At 59.4% G+C, this 14,200-nt stretch carries 13 protein-coding genes, 1 tRNA gene and 3 pseudogenes; 6 read left to right on the top strand and 11 right to left on the bottom strand.

Translation table 11 applies throughout. From position 1 onward, the window contains the following. Positions 1–210, top strand: a complete 210-nt coding sequence (locus ACA041_RS08980) for a hypothetical protein (protein ID WP_150765162.1) — start codon at positions 1–3, stop codon at positions 208–210. Here ACA041_RS08980 and ACA041_RS08975 read toward each other — a convergent pair. Then, positions 207–437 (bottom strand): hypothetical protein, encoded by a 231-nt coding sequence (locus tag ACA041_RS08975; RefSeq protein WP_008007186.1) that lies wholly within the window; start codon positions 435–437, stop codon positions 207–209. The two genes, ACA041_RS08980 and ACA041_RS08975, sit on opposite strands and share 4 nt — an antisense overlap. 227 nt (positions 438–664) lie before the next feature. Between ACA041_RS08975 and ACA041_RS08970 the strand changes: the two genes are divergently transcribed. Both ACA041_RS08970 and ACA041_RS08965 read left to right on the top strand, forming a co-directional pair. After that, positions 665–740: transfer RNA gene (locus ACA041_RS08970), tRNA-Asn, on the top strand. A gap of 83 nt (positions 741–823) precedes the next feature. Beyond that, positions 824–1,055, top strand: a pseudogene (locus ACA041_RS08965) (phage integrase central domain-containing protein); the annotation flags it as partial. A gap of 79 nt (positions 1,056–1,134) precedes the next feature. On the opposite strand, the gene ACA041_RS08960 reads toward ACA041_RS08965, so the two are convergent. The 3 genes from ACA041_RS08960 to ACA041_RS08950 form a co-directional block, all read right to left on the bottom strand. Continuing rightward, positions 1,135–4,233: an efflux RND transporter permease subunit gene (locus tag ACA041_RS08960; RefSeq protein WP_497440783.1), complete on the bottom strand. Its 3,099-nt coding sequence runs from the start codon at positions 4,231–4,233 to the stop codon at positions 1,135–1,137. After that, complete coding sequence (locus tag ACA041_RS08955; protein ID WP_497440782.1) at positions 4,230–5,351, bottom strand: efflux RND transporter periplasmic adaptor subunit; 1,122 nt, start codon at positions 5,349–5,351, stop codon at positions 4,230–4,232. The genes ACA041_RS08960 and ACA041_RS08955 overlap by 4 nt, the downstream gene beginning before the upstream one ends. Before the next feature lie 177 nt (positions 5,352–5,528). Next, on the bottom strand, positions 5,529–6,149 hold the full coding sequence (locus ACA041_RS08950) for a TetR/AcrR family transcriptional regulator (protein ID WP_497440781.1): 621 nt from the start codon (positions 6,147–6,149) through the stop codon (positions 5,529–5,531). Positions 6,150–6,220: 71 nt separating this feature from the next. Here ACA041_RS08950 and ACA041_RS08945 point away from each other — a divergent pair. Beyond that, positions 6,221–6,334 (top strand): annotated as a pseudogene (locus ACA041_RS08945) (TolC family protein); the annotation flags it as partial. Positions 6,335–6,371: 37 nt separating this feature from the next. Here ACA041_RS08945 and ACA041_RS08940 read toward each other — a convergent pair. Then, complete coding sequence (locus ACA041_RS08940) at positions 6,372–7,889, bottom strand: nucleobase:cation symporter-2 family protein (RefSeq protein WP_497440780.1); 1,518 nt, start codon at positions 7,887–7,889, stop codon at positions 6,372–6,374. 324 nt (positions 7,890–8,213) lie between these two features. On the opposite strand from ACA041_RS08940, the gene ACA041_RS08935 reads away from it, so the two are divergent. Further along, positions 8,214–8,531: a BrnA antitoxin family protein gene (locus ACA041_RS08935; RefSeq protein WP_497440779.1), complete on the top strand. Its 318-nt coding sequence runs from the start codon at positions 8,214–8,216 to the stop codon at positions 8,529–8,531. A gap of 68 nt (positions 8,532–8,599) precedes the next feature. Here ACA041_RS08935 and ACA041_RS08930 read toward each other — a convergent pair whose 3' ends face one another. After that, positions 8,600–9,427 carry an arylamine N-acetyltransferase family protein gene (locus ACA041_RS08930; protein WP_497440778.1) on the bottom strand — a complete coding sequence of 276 codons (828 nt, stop codon included), beginning with the start codon at positions 9,425–9,427 and terminating at the stop codon, positions 8,600–8,602. A 111-nt stretch (positions 9,428–9,538) separates the two neighbouring features. Then, positions 9,539–10,333, bottom strand: coding sequence for an exodeoxyribonuclease III (locus ACA041_RS08925; RefSeq protein WP_497440777.1), 795 nt, complete (start codon positions 10,331–10,333; stop codon positions 9,539–9,541). A gap of 177 nt (positions 10,334–10,510) precedes the next feature. Between ACA041_RS08925 and ACA041_RS08920 the strand changes: the two genes are divergently transcribed. After that, positions 10,511–10,816, top strand: coding sequence for a hypothetical protein (locus tag ACA041_RS08920; RefSeq protein WP_497440776.1), 306 nt, complete (start codon positions 10,511–10,513; stop codon positions 10,814–10,816). Between the two features lie 82 nt (positions 10,817–10,898). Here the strand turns inward: ACA041_RS08920 and ACA041_RS08915 are convergent, their stop codons facing one another. The 4 genes and pseudogenes from ACA041_RS08915 to ACA041_RS08900 all read right to left on the bottom strand — a co-directional run bounded on the left by ACA041_RS08915 (position 10,899) and on the right by ACA041_RS08900 (position 14,173). After that, positions 10,899–12,470, bottom strand: a complete 1,572-nt coding sequence (locus ACA041_RS08915) for a sensor domain-containing diguanylate cyclase (protein WP_497440775.1) — start codon at positions 12,468–12,470, stop codon at positions 10,899–10,901. Positions 12,471–12,559: 89 nt separating this feature from the next. Further along, positions 12,560–12,634, bottom strand: a pseudogene (locus ACA041_RS08910) (haloacid dehalogenase type II); the annotation flags it as partial. 52 nt (positions 12,635–12,686) lie between these two features. Beyond that, positions 12,687–13,295 carry a ribonuclease T2 gene (locus ACA041_RS08905; protein ID WP_497442035.1) on the bottom strand — a complete coding sequence of 203 codons (609 nt, stop codon included), beginning with the start codon at positions 13,293–13,295 and terminating at the stop codon, positions 12,687–12,689. 86 nt (positions 13,296–13,381) lie between these two features. Beyond that, on the bottom strand, positions 13,382–14,173 hold the full coding sequence (locus ACA041_RS08900) for a WaaZ-like lipopolysaccharide core biosynthesis protein (protein WP_497440774.1): 792 nt from the start codon (positions 14,171–14,173) through the stop codon (positions 13,382–13,384). Positions 14,174–14,200 lie beyond the last annotated feature (27 nt).

Raw genomic sequence — 14,200 nt, 5'->3', positions numbered from 1 at the left:
ATGAAAAACGATGACCTACGCGCCGAGCGCGATGACCTGGATGACCTGGATGCCTTCGTCCCGCGCACCCCGGCCAAACGCGGGAACAACCTGGTGATGCAAGTGGCGGCTGGCGTCTTCCTCGGCGGCCTGGCCTTGTGGCTGGTGCAACTGGCCGCGACGATGCTGTACGCCAAACTGATGCTCGGCACCATCACCTTCGGCGGTTAAGCCAGTTCGGTAGCACGCTGGCTGGCAGCATCGTCATAGGCCACATACAGCGATTCGGCGACTTGGCTTTTGATCGCCTTGGTGCTTTCCAGGCCGAGGACAAAGCCTTCGGCCTTGCCACCGGCGCGGTTCAATTCGTCAGCGGTGCTGGCCTGGGTGATCGCGTCGAACAGCTTCTCGGCGTGGGGACCTACCCCTTTGGGCAGACTGATCTGAGCGATGCTCATGCAAGCACCTCGTGGTGGCGAGGCGTGGGGATTGGGTGATTCATGGCGCGTACCTTTTCGGCGAATGGCCGGCAGCGCGTGTAACCACTTCCGGGCGGCCATGGTAGACCTCCGGGGCCATTCTGGTAACCGCCAATGACCGATAAACCGCCGTCCGTCTCATTGAAACCGTCCAGTTACCAACAGATGCTTGACTTCTCTTTTTGAATCAGTAACATACACGGCATTCCGCGATAGCTCAGTTGGTAGAGCAAGTGACTGTTAATCACTGGGTCCCTGGTTCGAGTCCAGGTCGTGGAGCCAGACAAGGTTCCAGAGAAGGCTACCAAAATCTCTGAAACCCCGAAGAACCCGCCTTATGGCGGGTTTTTTCGTTTTGGCGTTCCGTCAAAACCCACCTCTTCCCGCTGATCGGCACCCGCGCCATTGTCGACCTCGACACCCATGACCTTATGCGACCCTTGGAAGCGATCAAGAAGCGCGGAACGATAGACGTCGCTTTAAGGGTACAAAACTACCTGCAGAGCATCATGCGAGGCAAAACGCCTCCGGCTTATCACCGCAAACCCTGCCTATGACCTCGAAGGCTCGATCAAAGCCCCGAGAGTCGTCCACCGAGCGGTCGCCCTGCTCGAAGGCGCGTGGCCAACGAGCTCATATGGAATTTCCTTTTTGAGACGATCCAGGCACGCAGGTATCAAGCAACATGAGTGTTCGCTGCAAGCCCATGCGCGGGCTCGGGCTCGGGCTCAGGCTTGATCTTGAACCAGAGGGCGTACATCGCTGGCAGGAACACCAGGGTCAGCACGGTGCCGGCAAACGTACCGCCAATCAGGGTGTAGGCCAGCGTTCCCCAGAACACCGAATGGGTCAGCGGAATGAACGCCAACATCGCCGCCAACGCCGTGAGAATTACGGGCCTCGCGCGCTGCACAGTGGCTTCGACCACGGCGTTGTAAGGCGACAGGCCGGCTTGCTCATTGGCGTGAATCTGGCCAATGAGAATCAGCGTGTTGCGCATCAGAATCCCTGACAAGGCAATCAGCCCCACCAAGGCGTTGATCCCGAACGGTTGCTGGAACAGCAGCAGAATTGGCACCACGCCAATCAGACCCAACGGCGCGGTGGCGAACACCATCATCATTGCCGACATTGAGCGCACCTGAATAATGATGGTCAGCAACATCAGCGCGATCATGATCGGGAACAACGGCAGCAATGCCTTGTTCGCTTTACCCGACTCCTCGATCGAGCCGGCAAACTCAATGCGGTAGCCCGCCGGCAGTTTTTCGATGATGGGCTGCAACTTTGTTATCAAGGCGTTGGAGACATCGGGAGGCTGAAGACCTTCAGCCACGTCACCGCGCACGGTTATCGTCGGCGTACGATCACGACGTCGCAGAATGGGCTCCTCCATGCGCACATCCACCGCCCCTACCTGGGACAGCGACACGCGCTGCCCTTGGGCGCCGGTCAGCGTGAAGGCGGCAATTTTCGACGGATCCAGACGCGTCTCTCCCGCCGAGCGAGCGACCACCTGAACCGAACGAATGTCCTCGCGCACCTCGGTGACAGGCACCCCCGTGAGCAGGAATTGCAGCTGTTGCGCGACATCGGTCGAGGTCAAGCCGAATGCTTGCAGGCGATCCTGATCCAGCGTGAGATGAAGTGCCGGTGTGCGCTCGCCCAAGTCGGTGTTGACGGTCCTCATCATGGGGCTGGCGGTCATGACCTCACGCACCTGCGCGGCGATATCCCGCAACACCGCGGGGTCGGCGCCCATTACCCGAAAGGCCACCGGATACGGTGAATAAGGACCAAATACCAACTGCGTCACCCGCACCCGGGCTTCAGGCGCCAAGCCATCGGCCGCCGCTTGCCTGAGCCGGATCTTGAGCGCCTCACGCTCTTGCTGATTCGCCGTCAGGACGACGATTTTTGCGAAGGATGGATCGGGTAGCTCAGGTGCCATCGCCAAATAGAAGCGCGGCGCGCCCTGGCCAATGTAAGCGGTGACAATCTTGGCCTCCGGCTGCTGAGCCAACCACGCTTCTACTTTGGCCGCTGCCACATCAGTCTGTTCGATAGACGTGCCGTAAGGCATCTGCACCTCAACCAGCACCTCAGGCCGGTCGGACGTTGGAAAGAACTGCTTCTTGACCACGCCCATGCCCAGAACCGCAACAACAAACAAGCCCACGACAGATGCAGCCACCAGGCCTTTGCGGCGGATCACACCGCCCAGCAGGCGCCTGAAACGCTGGTAGTTCGGTGTACCGTAAATCGCCGTATGCCCGCCTTCAGGCACCTTGATCTGCGGCAGCAGTTTGACGCCCAGGTAAGGGGTAAACACCACGGCCACTACCCAGGAAGTGATCAGCGCAATGCCAACGATCCAGAACATATTTGCGGTGTACTCACCGGCGGTCGACTTGGCAAAACCGTTGGGCATAAAGCCGATCGCCGTCACCAACGTACCCGACAACATCGGCGCGGCCGTGTGGCTCCAGGCATAAGCGGAGGCCTTGATTCGGTCGTAGCCCTCCTCCATCTTCACCACCATCATTTCAATGGCAATGATTGCATCGTCCACCAGCAGCCCCAGCGCCAGAATCAACGACCCCAGGGTAATTCGATCGAAGTCCTTGCCCGTGGCCGCCATGACAATGAACACGGCGGCCAGGGTCAGCGGTACCGCCGCGGCAACCACAACGCCGACACGCCAGCCCATGCTGAGAAAACACACCAGCAGCACCACGCCCAGGGCAGCAAAAAACTTCACCATGAACTCATTGACGGATGCGCCAATATTCACCGCCTGATCCGTGACCTTGGTCAGGCTCATGCCCAAAGGCATCTGCTCGTTGATCGCTGTCGCCTCGGCCTCCAGCGACTTCCCCAGATCCAGACCGTTCCAGCCATCGCGCATGACCACGCCGAGCAACAATGCGGGCTCGCCATTGTTGCGTATCAGGAACGTCGCAGGGTCCTCATAACCGCGCTTGACCTCAGCCACATCGGACAACTTGAGGGTTCTGCCCTGCACCGTCAGTGGGGTATTACGAATCTTCTGCAGGTCATCAAACGCGCCATCCAGGCGGATGAAAACCTGTGGGCCCTTCGCTTCAACTGAGCCGGCCGGCGTTATCATGTTCTGCGTGTTCAACGCACTGAAGATGTCTCGTGCGGAAATGCCCAGCGTCGCCAGACGCTCGTAGGACAGCTCGACAAAAATGCTCTCAGCCTGTTCACCGATGATGTTGACCTTCTTCACACCCGCCACATGCAGCAGACGCTGGCGCAAGCTCTCGGCTTCGCGCACCAACAGACGTTGCGGCTCGCCCTTGGCCTTGAGCGCATAGAGCGCGAAGGTGACATCGGAATACTCATCATTGACCATCGGGCCGATCACCCCAGACGGCAACCCCTTCTGCTCATCCAGGATTTTCTTGCGCGCCTGGTAAAACTCCTCCTGGACGGCTGAGGGCGGCGTGCTATCGAGCAGATAAACCGTGGTGAATGCCAAGCCGGGCCGGGTAAAGGTCTCGGTCCGGTCATACCAACGCAGTTCCTGCATGCGTTTTTCCAGCTTTTCTACCACCTGGTCCTGGATCTCCTGGGCCGTCGCCCCAGGCCAGGCGGTGACCACCGTCATTTGTTTAATGGTGAATGCGGGGTCTTCCGCACGCCCCAGTTTGAAGAAGGCGTACAACCCACCCACAGAAATCAGCAGGATCAAAAACAGGGTGATTGAGCGCTCGCGTACTGCCAGCGCCGAAAGATTGAAGCCGCTCATCGACTCACCTCAACCACCGTTTTTTGCGTGGCACCGGCAGGTTCAGTCCTGACCTTCTCTCCCTCATTCAATAAGTGCGCACCCAATGCGACGACGCGATCACCCACCTGGAGATCACCCGTCACGCGCACGCTGGCCTCGTTATTCAGGCTGAGAACCTTGATCGGGCGCCATACCACATGCTCCGGTTCTCCCTCAACCACCCAGACACCCGGGCCTTTACCCGAGTCGTAGAGGGCCCCCATGGGCACCTGTAATTCCTTGGCATCAGCAACATCCGTGTCAGCGATAACCACTGAGATCGTCGAACCCAGGGTGGCGTTGGAGAGCGCCCCCTCCAGCACATAACGCGCTTCAAACGTTCGGGTCTGTCGGTCCGCAGAGTCGGACAGCTGACGTAAACGGGCACTGCCTGCACGCTGGTTCTGCCCGTAGAGTTCAACCGTCGCCGCCGAGCCCAGCGCCGGACGTAGCCTCTCGGGTAACTGGATCACTGCCTCGCGCTGCCCTGAATGGGCAACGCGTACCACCATCTGTCCTGCGCCAACCACCTGCCCCGGCTCCGCCAAGGTATCCACTACAACCCCATCAGCATCAGCCAATAACGTCGAGTAACCGGTCGCATTTTTCGCCACATCAGCCTGGGCTTTGGCAGCGTTGAGTTGGGCCTTCGCCGAGTCGGCAGCCGCTTTGAACCCTGAGTAAGCTGAAGCAGATACCGCTCCGACGGACACCAGATCACGGTAGCGAAGCTCGTCATCGGAGGCCTGCCGGGCTCGGGCCGTAGCGGCCAGCACCGCTTCCTGCTGCGCCCTCGCGGTCAGCGTCAGGTCGTTGGCATCGATGCGCATGAGTGGCTGCCCACGTTTGACACTCTGCCCAGAGTCCACCAAGCGCTCCAAGACTTTCCCTGGCACCCGAAAACCGAGATCGCTCTGAACTCGAGCCGCGACGATACCAGTGAATACCCGTGCCGCAGGCGCGGAGGGTTGAACCACGCCGATGCGCACCAAGGGCACTTGAAGGCGAGGATCGGCAGGCGTGGCCTGGTTACAGGCCGCTAGGGCAAACGGCAACAAGACAATGAAAATGAGTGACATGCGATGGCGCTGGATCATAAAGACCTCTCGGTAGCGGATGCGCCATGCTTATTCAAGTGACCAATTATGTCAATAGTCACTACCAGCGCGAATGAACATCGCCCACTTGATCAGAGCAAAGCAGAGAGGCTTGATATCTGGTTTTTTCAGGCGCACACGCTGATACGGATGCGCAGCGCATCCGTCAGCAGAGGTTTAAGGCATCAGGCTGCGCAGAACAAGATTGGAGATGAGAGAAGGGGCTTCTTCAACAAAATCGAGGTTGTACTGCAATAGCAGAGGATTGATGAAGGGCCGCAGAGCGAGATGAATCGCCTCTACCGTCTCGTCCAGCGGTGTCTTGCGTTCAAACTCGCCGAGCTCTCGCCCCTCACGCACGATTTGCAACACGAAGCTCTTGATCTGAGCGTCATAGACTTGTGAGCTGGGCCAGCGCTCCGCCGCGGCGAACGCTGCGATGTCATAGAGTTTACGGTCGTTAAAGAACAGGCTCACACCTGTAGCGATTAAGGTTTTGACCAGGCGCCGAAAACGTTCAGTCGCCGAGATGCCGTCTACATTGATGGCCTGCTCCACTGCCGCAACGATTTCAGTCAGGCAATTTGTACAGATTGCTTCACCAATCGCCTGCTTGGATTCAAAGAATTTGTAGATGTAAGCCTTGGAAAAGCCGATGGCCTTGGCTAGGTCAGAAACCGTTGTTTTGCCATAACCGTACTGACTGAAATGCTCGTTGGCCGCCGCGACAATCTGGTCTCGAATGTCGTGATCGACTGGGCCTCGGGCGCTGGGCGAAGAAACTGATGGCTGATTCATGCGAGCAGCTTACTCATCCCAAAGGTGGTTGACAACTCGTGACCAAATTGTAATATCGTCACAAAACGACGAATTTGAATGCCGGCTGGGAGCTGGATGTGTTTGGCGGGCTGCGCCGCAGCCAAGAGGCGGCCTTCGCCGATTATCAGGCTTCACAAACCGGGGCGATTGCCACACGCCTGGCGGCCGTCTGGAGGGCGTCCCGAAGGACGCCTCTTTCATTCACACATGCTCGCTGCTTTTTGCATGCACCGCCCGCGGCTCTGCATGCCCATGCTCTGCCTCGACCACCGGAATCTCCTTGCCGTCGCAGTCGTGCAGCTTGCCTTCGCTGAAATAATCCCCTTCGCGCAATGCCGCCAGGTCCTGGTAACGCAGAACCCGCTCGGTACCCGCCGCAAACACCGATTGCTGGTCGGAGTTACCGGCAGTGAGGTGGTTGAAGGTCAGGTTCAGCACGATGGCCATGATCGCCGACGAGCTGATGCCCGAGTGGAAGATCGTGGCGAACCAGCTTGGGAAGTGGTCATAGAAGTTCGGTGCGGCAATGGGGATCATGCCGAAGCCGATGGAAGTGGCAACGATGATCAGGTTGACGTTGTTGCGGTAGTCGACCTTGGACAGCGTGCGAATACCGCTGGCGGCCACGGTGCCGAACAACACGATACCGGCACCACCGAGTACCGAGGTCGGTACCGCGGCAATCACCCGGCCCATGAACGGCAGCAGGCCGAGAATCACCAGGAACAAGCCGCCGGTGGCCACCACAAAGCGGCTCTTGATCCCGGTCACGGCCACCAGCCCGACGTTCTGGGCAAAGGCGCTTTGGGTGAAGGAGCCAAAGATCGGCGCGATCATGCTCGACAGCATGTCGGCCCGCAGGCCGTTGCCCAGGCGCTTGGAGTCCACCTTGGTGTCGATGATTTCACCGACCGCCAGGATGTCCGCCGAGGTCTCGACCAGAGTCACCATGACCACGATGCACATCGACAGGATCGCCGCGAAGTGGAAAGTCGGCATGCCGAAGTGGAACGGGGTCGGGAAGCCGAACATCGGGCCTTGGGTCACCGACGAGAAGTCGGCCATGCCGAGGAACACCGCGATCACCGTACCGATGACCATGGCCAGCAGAATCGACAACCGGGAGATGGTCGCGCTGCCGATCTTGCTCAGCAACAGCACCAGCACCAGCGTCACCGCCGCCAGGCCGATGTTCGCCATGCTGCCAAAATCCGGCGCGTGGCTGTTGCCGCCCATCGCCCAGCGCGCGGCCACCGGCATCAGCGTCAGGCCGATGGTGGTGATGACGATGCCCGTTACCAGTGGCGGGAAGAATTTGGTGATTCGCGAGAATACCGGGGTGATCAGCAAACCGATCAGGGACGCGGCAATCACCGCCCCCAGAATCGACTGGAAGCCACCCTCCCCACCACTGCTGACGATCGCCACCATGGTCGCGACGCCAGAGAACGACACGCCCTGCACCAGCGGCAACTGACAACCGAAAAACGGCAGGCCCAGTGTTTGCAGTAACGTCGCCAGGCCTCCCGCAAACAATGAAGCAGCAATCAACAAACCGATGTCCGCCGGCGAGAGCCCGGCCGCCTGGCCGATGATCAAAGGCACCGCGACGATGCCGCCGTACATGGTCAGAACATGTTGCAGGCCGTAAGCCATATTCGCGCCGACCCCGAGATTCTCGTCCTCGGGCCGTTGATGTGAAACAGAGGGCGTTTTCATGGTTTGGGGGGTTCCCTGGTTTTTGTTGTGCGCACACTGTATGCAAGAGTCAGGACAAATGTCTATAGAGTTGTATACAACTGATCGGTCAGATTATGGACATATGTTCCGCGCGCTCCTGTGGGCTCGCCGCGAGCGACAAGCAAAAAACCTTGAAATACATCCCTCCCAGGCCCTTTGCCCTGCCCCGCTAGTCTTTTGAGTTCCTGGCGACCACCGGTATGGCCGCCCTCTTTTCTATACATATAAAGTATGCATAATGAAGTCATTCGAAATTCAGCACCACTAGGCAAAAAACGCGGCGAACAAAATGGAAGCTTGAGGATGAAAGACGAATACGACTTCAGCAATGCCAAACGTGGGGCCATCGCCTCCAGCAAAGGCAAGACCCGCATCACCATCATGCTCGATGATGCCGTCATAGAGGCTGCTCGCTCGCTCGCCGAGAGCGAGGGGTTTGGCTACCAGACCGTGATCAACAACACGTTGCGACACGCCTTGCTCGGCGAAAAAGGCAAAGCGGCGGAAACCGGGCATCTGAAGAAAGGCTTGACGGCTTCTGAACTGAAAAATCTGGAAAAGAAACTGCTCGAAGTCGCCCACGAAATCCACCGCATGATGGAACCTGACGTTCGCCCCTAGGCGCCCCCCTTCGAGAGAACCGGGTTGAAGCGAGCTCGACCTGCACGTGGAACCCGTGCAGCCATGAATCAGCCGGGCTCGATCAACCGCCCAAGCGTGCTCTTCAACGCTGCATGCTCCGGCACCCGGATACCGAACTCGCGCTCCAGCAACGCCACCAGTTCCTCTACATCCGCCACTTGCCGCCGCTCGCTCTCGCTGCCGACCCGATGAATCGCAAAGCTGCCGTTGTTCAGCGTACGCCGCCATCCTTCCCCCGTTCGCGCCACCATCAGTTGTTTTCTGAATGACGATTCGGGATGGGTCGAGACGTACCAGTTGCCGACGGCGTAGTCGATGTCTTCCTGGCGTTGCAGGTCGAAGATGTACATCGCTTTCCACTCCCCGGCGACATTGGCGCGCAGGGTGTAGCCGTCGTCATGCTGGTCGATGCGATAGGGTTCGTGGGGGGTGAGCTGTTCGGTCGCGCAATCGAGTATCAACGGTGCGGTGGGCACCATGCCGCCGAAGCCGACGTCGGTGATGTAGCGCACGTCGTGCAGGGTCACCAGGCTCAGGCGGTGCGTGCGAGCGGTCCACGCACCTTCGGGTTGCCCCATGACCACACGGCCGGAGATGCCACGCGCATCGAAGCCCAGCGCCTGGAGCAACGCCAGGTAGAGGCTGTTGAGTTCATAGCAGTAGCCGCCGCGACCCTCCTGCAGGACTTTTTGCTCCACGGACGGTAAATCGATGAGCACCGGCTCGCCCGACAACGTGGTGAGGTTTTCGAATGCAAAAACCCCGGTATGCCGCCGTTGCAACTGGCGCAGGGTTTCCAGCGTCGGTGCCGGAGGGGCGTCGTAGCCCAGGCGTTGCAGGTACGACGCCAGATGGGTCAGGCGTGGCTCGCTCATTGCTCGATCCTTATGCAAGGGCTGCGGATCACTCCGCCATTGGTCGCCATGTATAAGGGAAAAACCGGTCCGACCGACAATTGATTTAGCCAATCGCCACCCGGGTAAAGATCAACGCCGCTTGCGCGAGCCCAATCGAATCCAGGTCGGCGCATGATCGCTGGCATGGGGTTCGTTGCGCACCCAGGCATCGACTCCCGCCTCTTGCAGATAGGGGCTCGATGCCGGGTTGAGCAGCAGGTGATCGATGCGCAGCCCCGAGTTTTTCTGCCAGTGCTGCCGGAAATAATCCCAGAAGGTGTACAGGCGATCTTCCGGATACAAATGACGCAGGGAATCGGTCCAGCCCTGATCCAGCAACCGCTGATAACACTCGCGGCTTTCCGGTTGCAGTAACGCATCCTTGAGCCAGGACCGCGGGTTGTAGATGTCGAGGTCGGTCGGCACCACGTTGTAGTCGCCCGCCAGCACCACCGGGTGTTCGCTGCTTTGCAGGTCCTTGGCATAGGCGATCAACCGTTCGAACCACGCCAGTTTGTAATCGAACTTCGGCCCCGGCTGCGGATTGCCGTTGGGCAGGTACAGGCAGCCCACCAGGATGCCGTGCACGGCGGCCTCCAGATAGCGACTGTGGGTGTCGCTGTCATCGCCCGGCAAACCGCGCCGACTCTCCAGCGGTTGCGCATCCCGCGCCAGAATCGCTACCCCGTTCCATGACGACTGACCTTGCCAGATCGAGCCGTAACCAGCGGCCTCAAGCTCTGCAGCGGGGAACGCGGTATCCACCGACTTGAGTTCCTGCAAGCAGGCAATGTCCGGTTTTTCTCGCTCCAGCCAGGCCAGCAGGTTCGGCAGTCGGGCGCGCATGCCGTTGATGTTGAACGTCGCGATTCGCAAATTCTTCATGGGCCAACGCTCCTGATGGCGGGGTGCCTAGGGTGTGACACCTGCACGTTCAGGTGGTTGCTTCGGCAGGCTCTCATTGATGATGAATGGCTGCACCGCCACTCGTCACTCACACGGCACCAACCCCTGCCCCCTCACACCAACATCAGGTAACGACTCTTCTTTTGGAGACGCACCATGATGAACAGCAAAATCACTTCGTTGTTATTGGCCGGCTTGTTATCGGTAGCGTCAGCGGCCACGTTTGCAGGGTCGGGCGATGGTGCCGATGCGACCGGGACCCAATCCGGCGGCGCCACCAGCGCTCCGACTACGCCACCGGACAACACTCCCGGCGAACCTTCGAGCGGAAACCGCACCGACTCGGGCGGCTCCGACACCGGCACCAGCGGCGGGGCCTGTGGTTCGGGCTCTGGAGCGGGTGGCGGCACGGGTGCTGCGGGCGGCGGGACCGGCGGCGCGGGTGGCGGGACGGGCAGCTGAACGAATAAAAGCAGCCGCTGAGCACCGGCTGCTTTTTCACCTGCCCTCTGGTTTTAACGTACTGCAAACTGGCCGGAACGCCTCAGCGATCCGAACGCATCAGTGCCTCGGCCCCTCCGGCCAGTGACAGTACCGCCGTGCGATTGCGCCCCGAATGCTTGGCCTGATACAGGGCAGCATCGGCGCGCCCGATGAATACGTCCATGCTGTCGTGCCCCGTCGGAACAAACGAATAACAGCCAAGACTGACTGTCACGTGACCGGCGGGCGAGCCCGTATGGCTGATATTTTTGTCGACGACGCTGAGGCGGATCTGCTCGGCAATCACCAGCGCGCCGTGAATGTCGGTGTCGGGCAGCAAGACTGCAAACTCCTCACCGCCGTAACGCACCGCCAGATCGGCTTTGCGATGACAGCACCCCTTCACCGCCCGCGCCACTTCGGCCAGACAATGGTCCCCCGCCACATGCCCGAAAGCGTCGTTGTAGCGCTTGAAGTAATCGATATCGAGCATGATCAGGCTCAGCGAGCTCGACTGTCGGGCACCCCGGCTGAACTCGATCTCCAGCGCCCGCTCGAACAGCCGGCGATTGGCCAGGCCGGTCAGGCTATCATGGGTCGCGATCAGCCTCAGCGCTTCCTTGGCCTTGCGCAAATCGGCCTCGACCCGCTCGCCGACACGCACCTGCCGAACGAACACCCAGCCGAACACGCCAACACCCAGCACCACCAGCGCAACAATGAGGCTGGAATGAATCGCAGTGGCGTACCAATCCTGAAAAATGGCATCCCTGGACGATGCTGCGGACACCACCAGCGGATAGGCGTCGAGCTGACGGTAACCATGCAATCGGACAATACCATCCACGACCGAGCTGAACATGGCGTTGCCCGCAGTCGCCTGGGGCAGGAGTTCGCGAAAGATTTCGCCCTTGGCCAGTGACGTGCCGATCTGCGCTTGCACATAGGGCCGGCGCGCCAGCAAGGTTCCATCGTTCAAGGCGACGAACATCGAACCCTTGTCATCGATGCTGAAGCTTTTGAAGAACTGATCGAAGTACGCCATCTTGATCCCGGCCAGCAATACACCCTGGAACTGGCCGTTCTTGTCGTTCACCCGTCTGGAAAGCGGAATGATCCACTCGCCATTTTCTCGACTGCGGATCGCCGGCCCGATGTGCGCGACCGCGGAAACGTTCTGCTGGTGGAACTTGAAGTATTCCCGATCAGCCACGCCCGAGCCGCGCGGCAGCTTTTCGAACGAGGTCACGACCCACTGCCCTTTCTGGTCGAACAGAAATATGCCGTGCAATTGACTCAGCGCCTGCACCCGACGGGCGAAGGTTTTCTGCAAGCGTGGTTTCTGGTCCGCGCCAAAACCGTCAGCCTGAATCCAGTCAGCCAGACTGGTCAGCACCAAATCGGCTTGCATGAAGGTATCTTCGGCCTGCTGTGCCATGGCCCGCGTCAGGTTGGATGACGCCGTTTGCGCCACCGTCAGGGCGTGCCGGCGCGATTGCTCCAGCTGCAGGTAAAGCAGGCCGCACAGGCACACACACACGACGGCAATAAACAGCATCGCCGCCTTGCGCAGAGGTAAACGTTTCGAAGTGCCGCCGGCGATATCGGGCGGGTCGTGACTGAGGATTGGCAAAAGCTCGTCCTGTAAGGGCAAGGCATGGGCGAAGGCCCAAAACCCTTATATTTTGTGAGCTTAGTCTACGTCGAGGTGACGCGGCAATCTTCATCCCACTGAATCAGCGTGCCGTAGCAATCGAAATTCAGCCACTCGGGGCGCGGGGTGTCTTTGAGCGTCATGTTCGAATCTGAAGGCGAGGAACGGGCACCCTGGTGCCTGCGCCACAATCCATCACCGCGCCGGCGGAACCCGAATGTCACCCGCCCGGCATTGAGTCTTGACGCCCTTGCCACACGCGGCGAATTGCAGATCCTTGTCCATGCATATCCGAACCTCGGACAAGACCGGCCCTTTGCAAATCACCGCGATGCCATCCGCCGGGATCGCGGGATTGCTTTGGCGGAACATCTGCTCGATATCCCGGGCCTGGAAGTAATACGTGGTGTTTAAGGGCTGCAGTTGCTGCGGAATCCTCACCGCGCCGACGGCCTTGTCGGAAGCCTGCAGATAGTCCATGGCTGCGAGGCCGCTGCAGGTGCCATGTTTGGCCCATTCGTGCTCGAGCAGCTTGCGCGACGCAAACAGCGTCAAGCCTTTCGCGCGCTCGTCTGGCGACAACCTCACCCGGGGCAGACACGACTTCGGCCAGCCGCCCTTGGCATATTGCGGCCACAGGCCGTGCAGCACGAATCCGTAGCCCTTGCCCGAACACTGCGCGTCGTCTTCGTGGGTCAGGCAGAAAGTCGGCGACCAGGACAGCGTCAACAGGTAGTAATCGAACACCCCCGCCACCGACTCGACCCGGGGTTTGGCGGTCGTTGATTCCCGCGCCGTACTCATGCCGATGCTGGCGAACGACAACACGGCAAGCACAGCGGTCAAGTAAAAGCGCTTGATGGGTTCACTCCTTGGAGATGGCGGTTTGTTCAAATCATCCTGTCGAGCTGGTCCAGCGTCAACCGGGGCACGAGCTCACCGGGAATCCGCGACGCATCGGACAAGTTGTAAACCTGAAAATCATCATTCATGACGTGCTTCGACATTATCTCGAACGACGGCAGGATTCTCGTATGAAAGTGGTCGTCGAGGTTACAGGGTGAAACAGGGGTGCCCGCTTTCTCATAAAAGCGACCCGCCGACTGATCCAGGTCGACGCCCACCAGAAACACTTGGGTGAAACCCACGTGATAGGCAATCTGCAATGCCAGATAGGCCACCGTACGGGCATCAAAGAAGCCTCGCTTGAGGTTCTTGCTGAAACCCAGGCTGCGATTGCGGCCAGTCCCCAGTTTTCGTCGACGGATGAGTTCTTTATCCGGCCGCAAAAGCAGTTCGCTCCAGGAGAGCTTGGGAGCCCGCGTCAGCAAAAAAAGTTCGCCCTCGGGCGCCAGCGCTTCATACCGGATGAGGTCTTCCCATAAGGCGATCCGCTGACTGAGGCGCATGGCCTGAGCAAAAAGATAAGGCTGTTGTCGGCAAAAGGCGTCGTCGGTGCAGGCGTAGAAGAATGGCTTGATGTCAGGCTCGATAAACATCGAGATAGCGCCGTTCATGGTAATCATCGGAACGTCGGCATACTTGTGCAGCGGAAAATCTTTCGCCGACGCCCCCGAGGCAATGATAAACACCGGACCTTTCTGAATATTGCGACACTTATCGAAGTCTTGCACATGCAGCCGGGGTGCAGTGAATGACGATTTTATTTGCGCAACATCCATCTTCAGATTCCCTCCTATAACGATGAT

It is taken from the genome of Pseudomonas sp. LBUM1676, from assembly GCF_059695605.1.
The sequence above is the reverse complement of the archived record's forward strand: the minus strand, read 5'-3'. Positions and strand labels throughout refer to the sequence as shown.

What these genes read in the sequence shown, in the direction of transcription:
- ACA041_RS08980 (WP_150765162.1), top strand. Translation starts at nt 1, where the DNA reads ATGAAAAACGATGACCTACGCGCCGAGCGCGATGACCTGGATGACCTG.
- ACA041_RS08975 (WP_008007186.1), bottom strand. Translation starts at nt 437, where the DNA reads ATGAGCATCGCTCAGATCAGTCTGCCCAAAGGGGTAGGTCCCCACGCC.
- ACA041_RS08960 (WP_497440783.1), bottom strand. Translation starts at nt 4,233, where the DNA reads ATGAGCGGCTTCAATCTTTCGGCGCTGGCAGTACGCGAGCGCTCAATC.
- ACA041_RS08955 (WP_497440782.1), bottom strand. Translation starts at nt 5,351, where the DNA reads ATGATCCAGCGCCATCGCATGTCACTCATTTTCATTGTCTTGTTGCCG.
- ACA041_RS08950 (WP_497440781.1), bottom strand. Translation starts at nt 6,149, where the DNA reads ATGAATCAGCCATCAGTTTCTTCGCCCAGCGCCCGAGGCCCAGTCGAT.
- ACA041_RS08940 (WP_497440780.1), bottom strand. Translation starts at nt 7,889, where the DNA reads ATGAAAACGCCCTCTGTTTCACATCAACGGCCCGAGGACGAGAATCTC.
- ACA041_RS08935 (WP_497440779.1), top strand. Translation starts at nt 8,214, where the DNA reads ATGAAAGACGAATACGACTTCAGCAATGCCAAACGTGGGGCCATCGCC.
- ACA041_RS08930 (WP_497440778.1), bottom strand. Translation starts at nt 9,427, where the DNA reads ATGAGCGAGCCACGCCTGACCCATCTGGCGTCGTACCTGCAACGCCTG.
- ACA041_RS08925 (WP_497440777.1), bottom strand. Translation starts at nt 10,333, where the DNA reads ATGAAGAATTTGCGAATCGCGACGTTCAACATCAACGGCATGCGCGCC.
- ACA041_RS08920 (WP_497440776.1), top strand. Translation starts at nt 10,511, where the DNA reads ATGATGAACAGCAAAATCACTTCGTTGTTATTGGCCGGCTTGTTATCG.
- ACA041_RS08905 (WP_497442035.1), bottom strand. Translation starts at nt 13,295, where the DNA reads ATGAGTACGGCGCGGGAATCAACGACCGCCAAACCCCGGGTCGAGTCG.
- ACA041_RS08900 (WP_497440774.1), bottom strand. Translation starts at nt 14,173, where the DNA reads ATGGATGTTGCGCAAATAAAATCGTCATTCACTGCACCCCGGCTGCAT.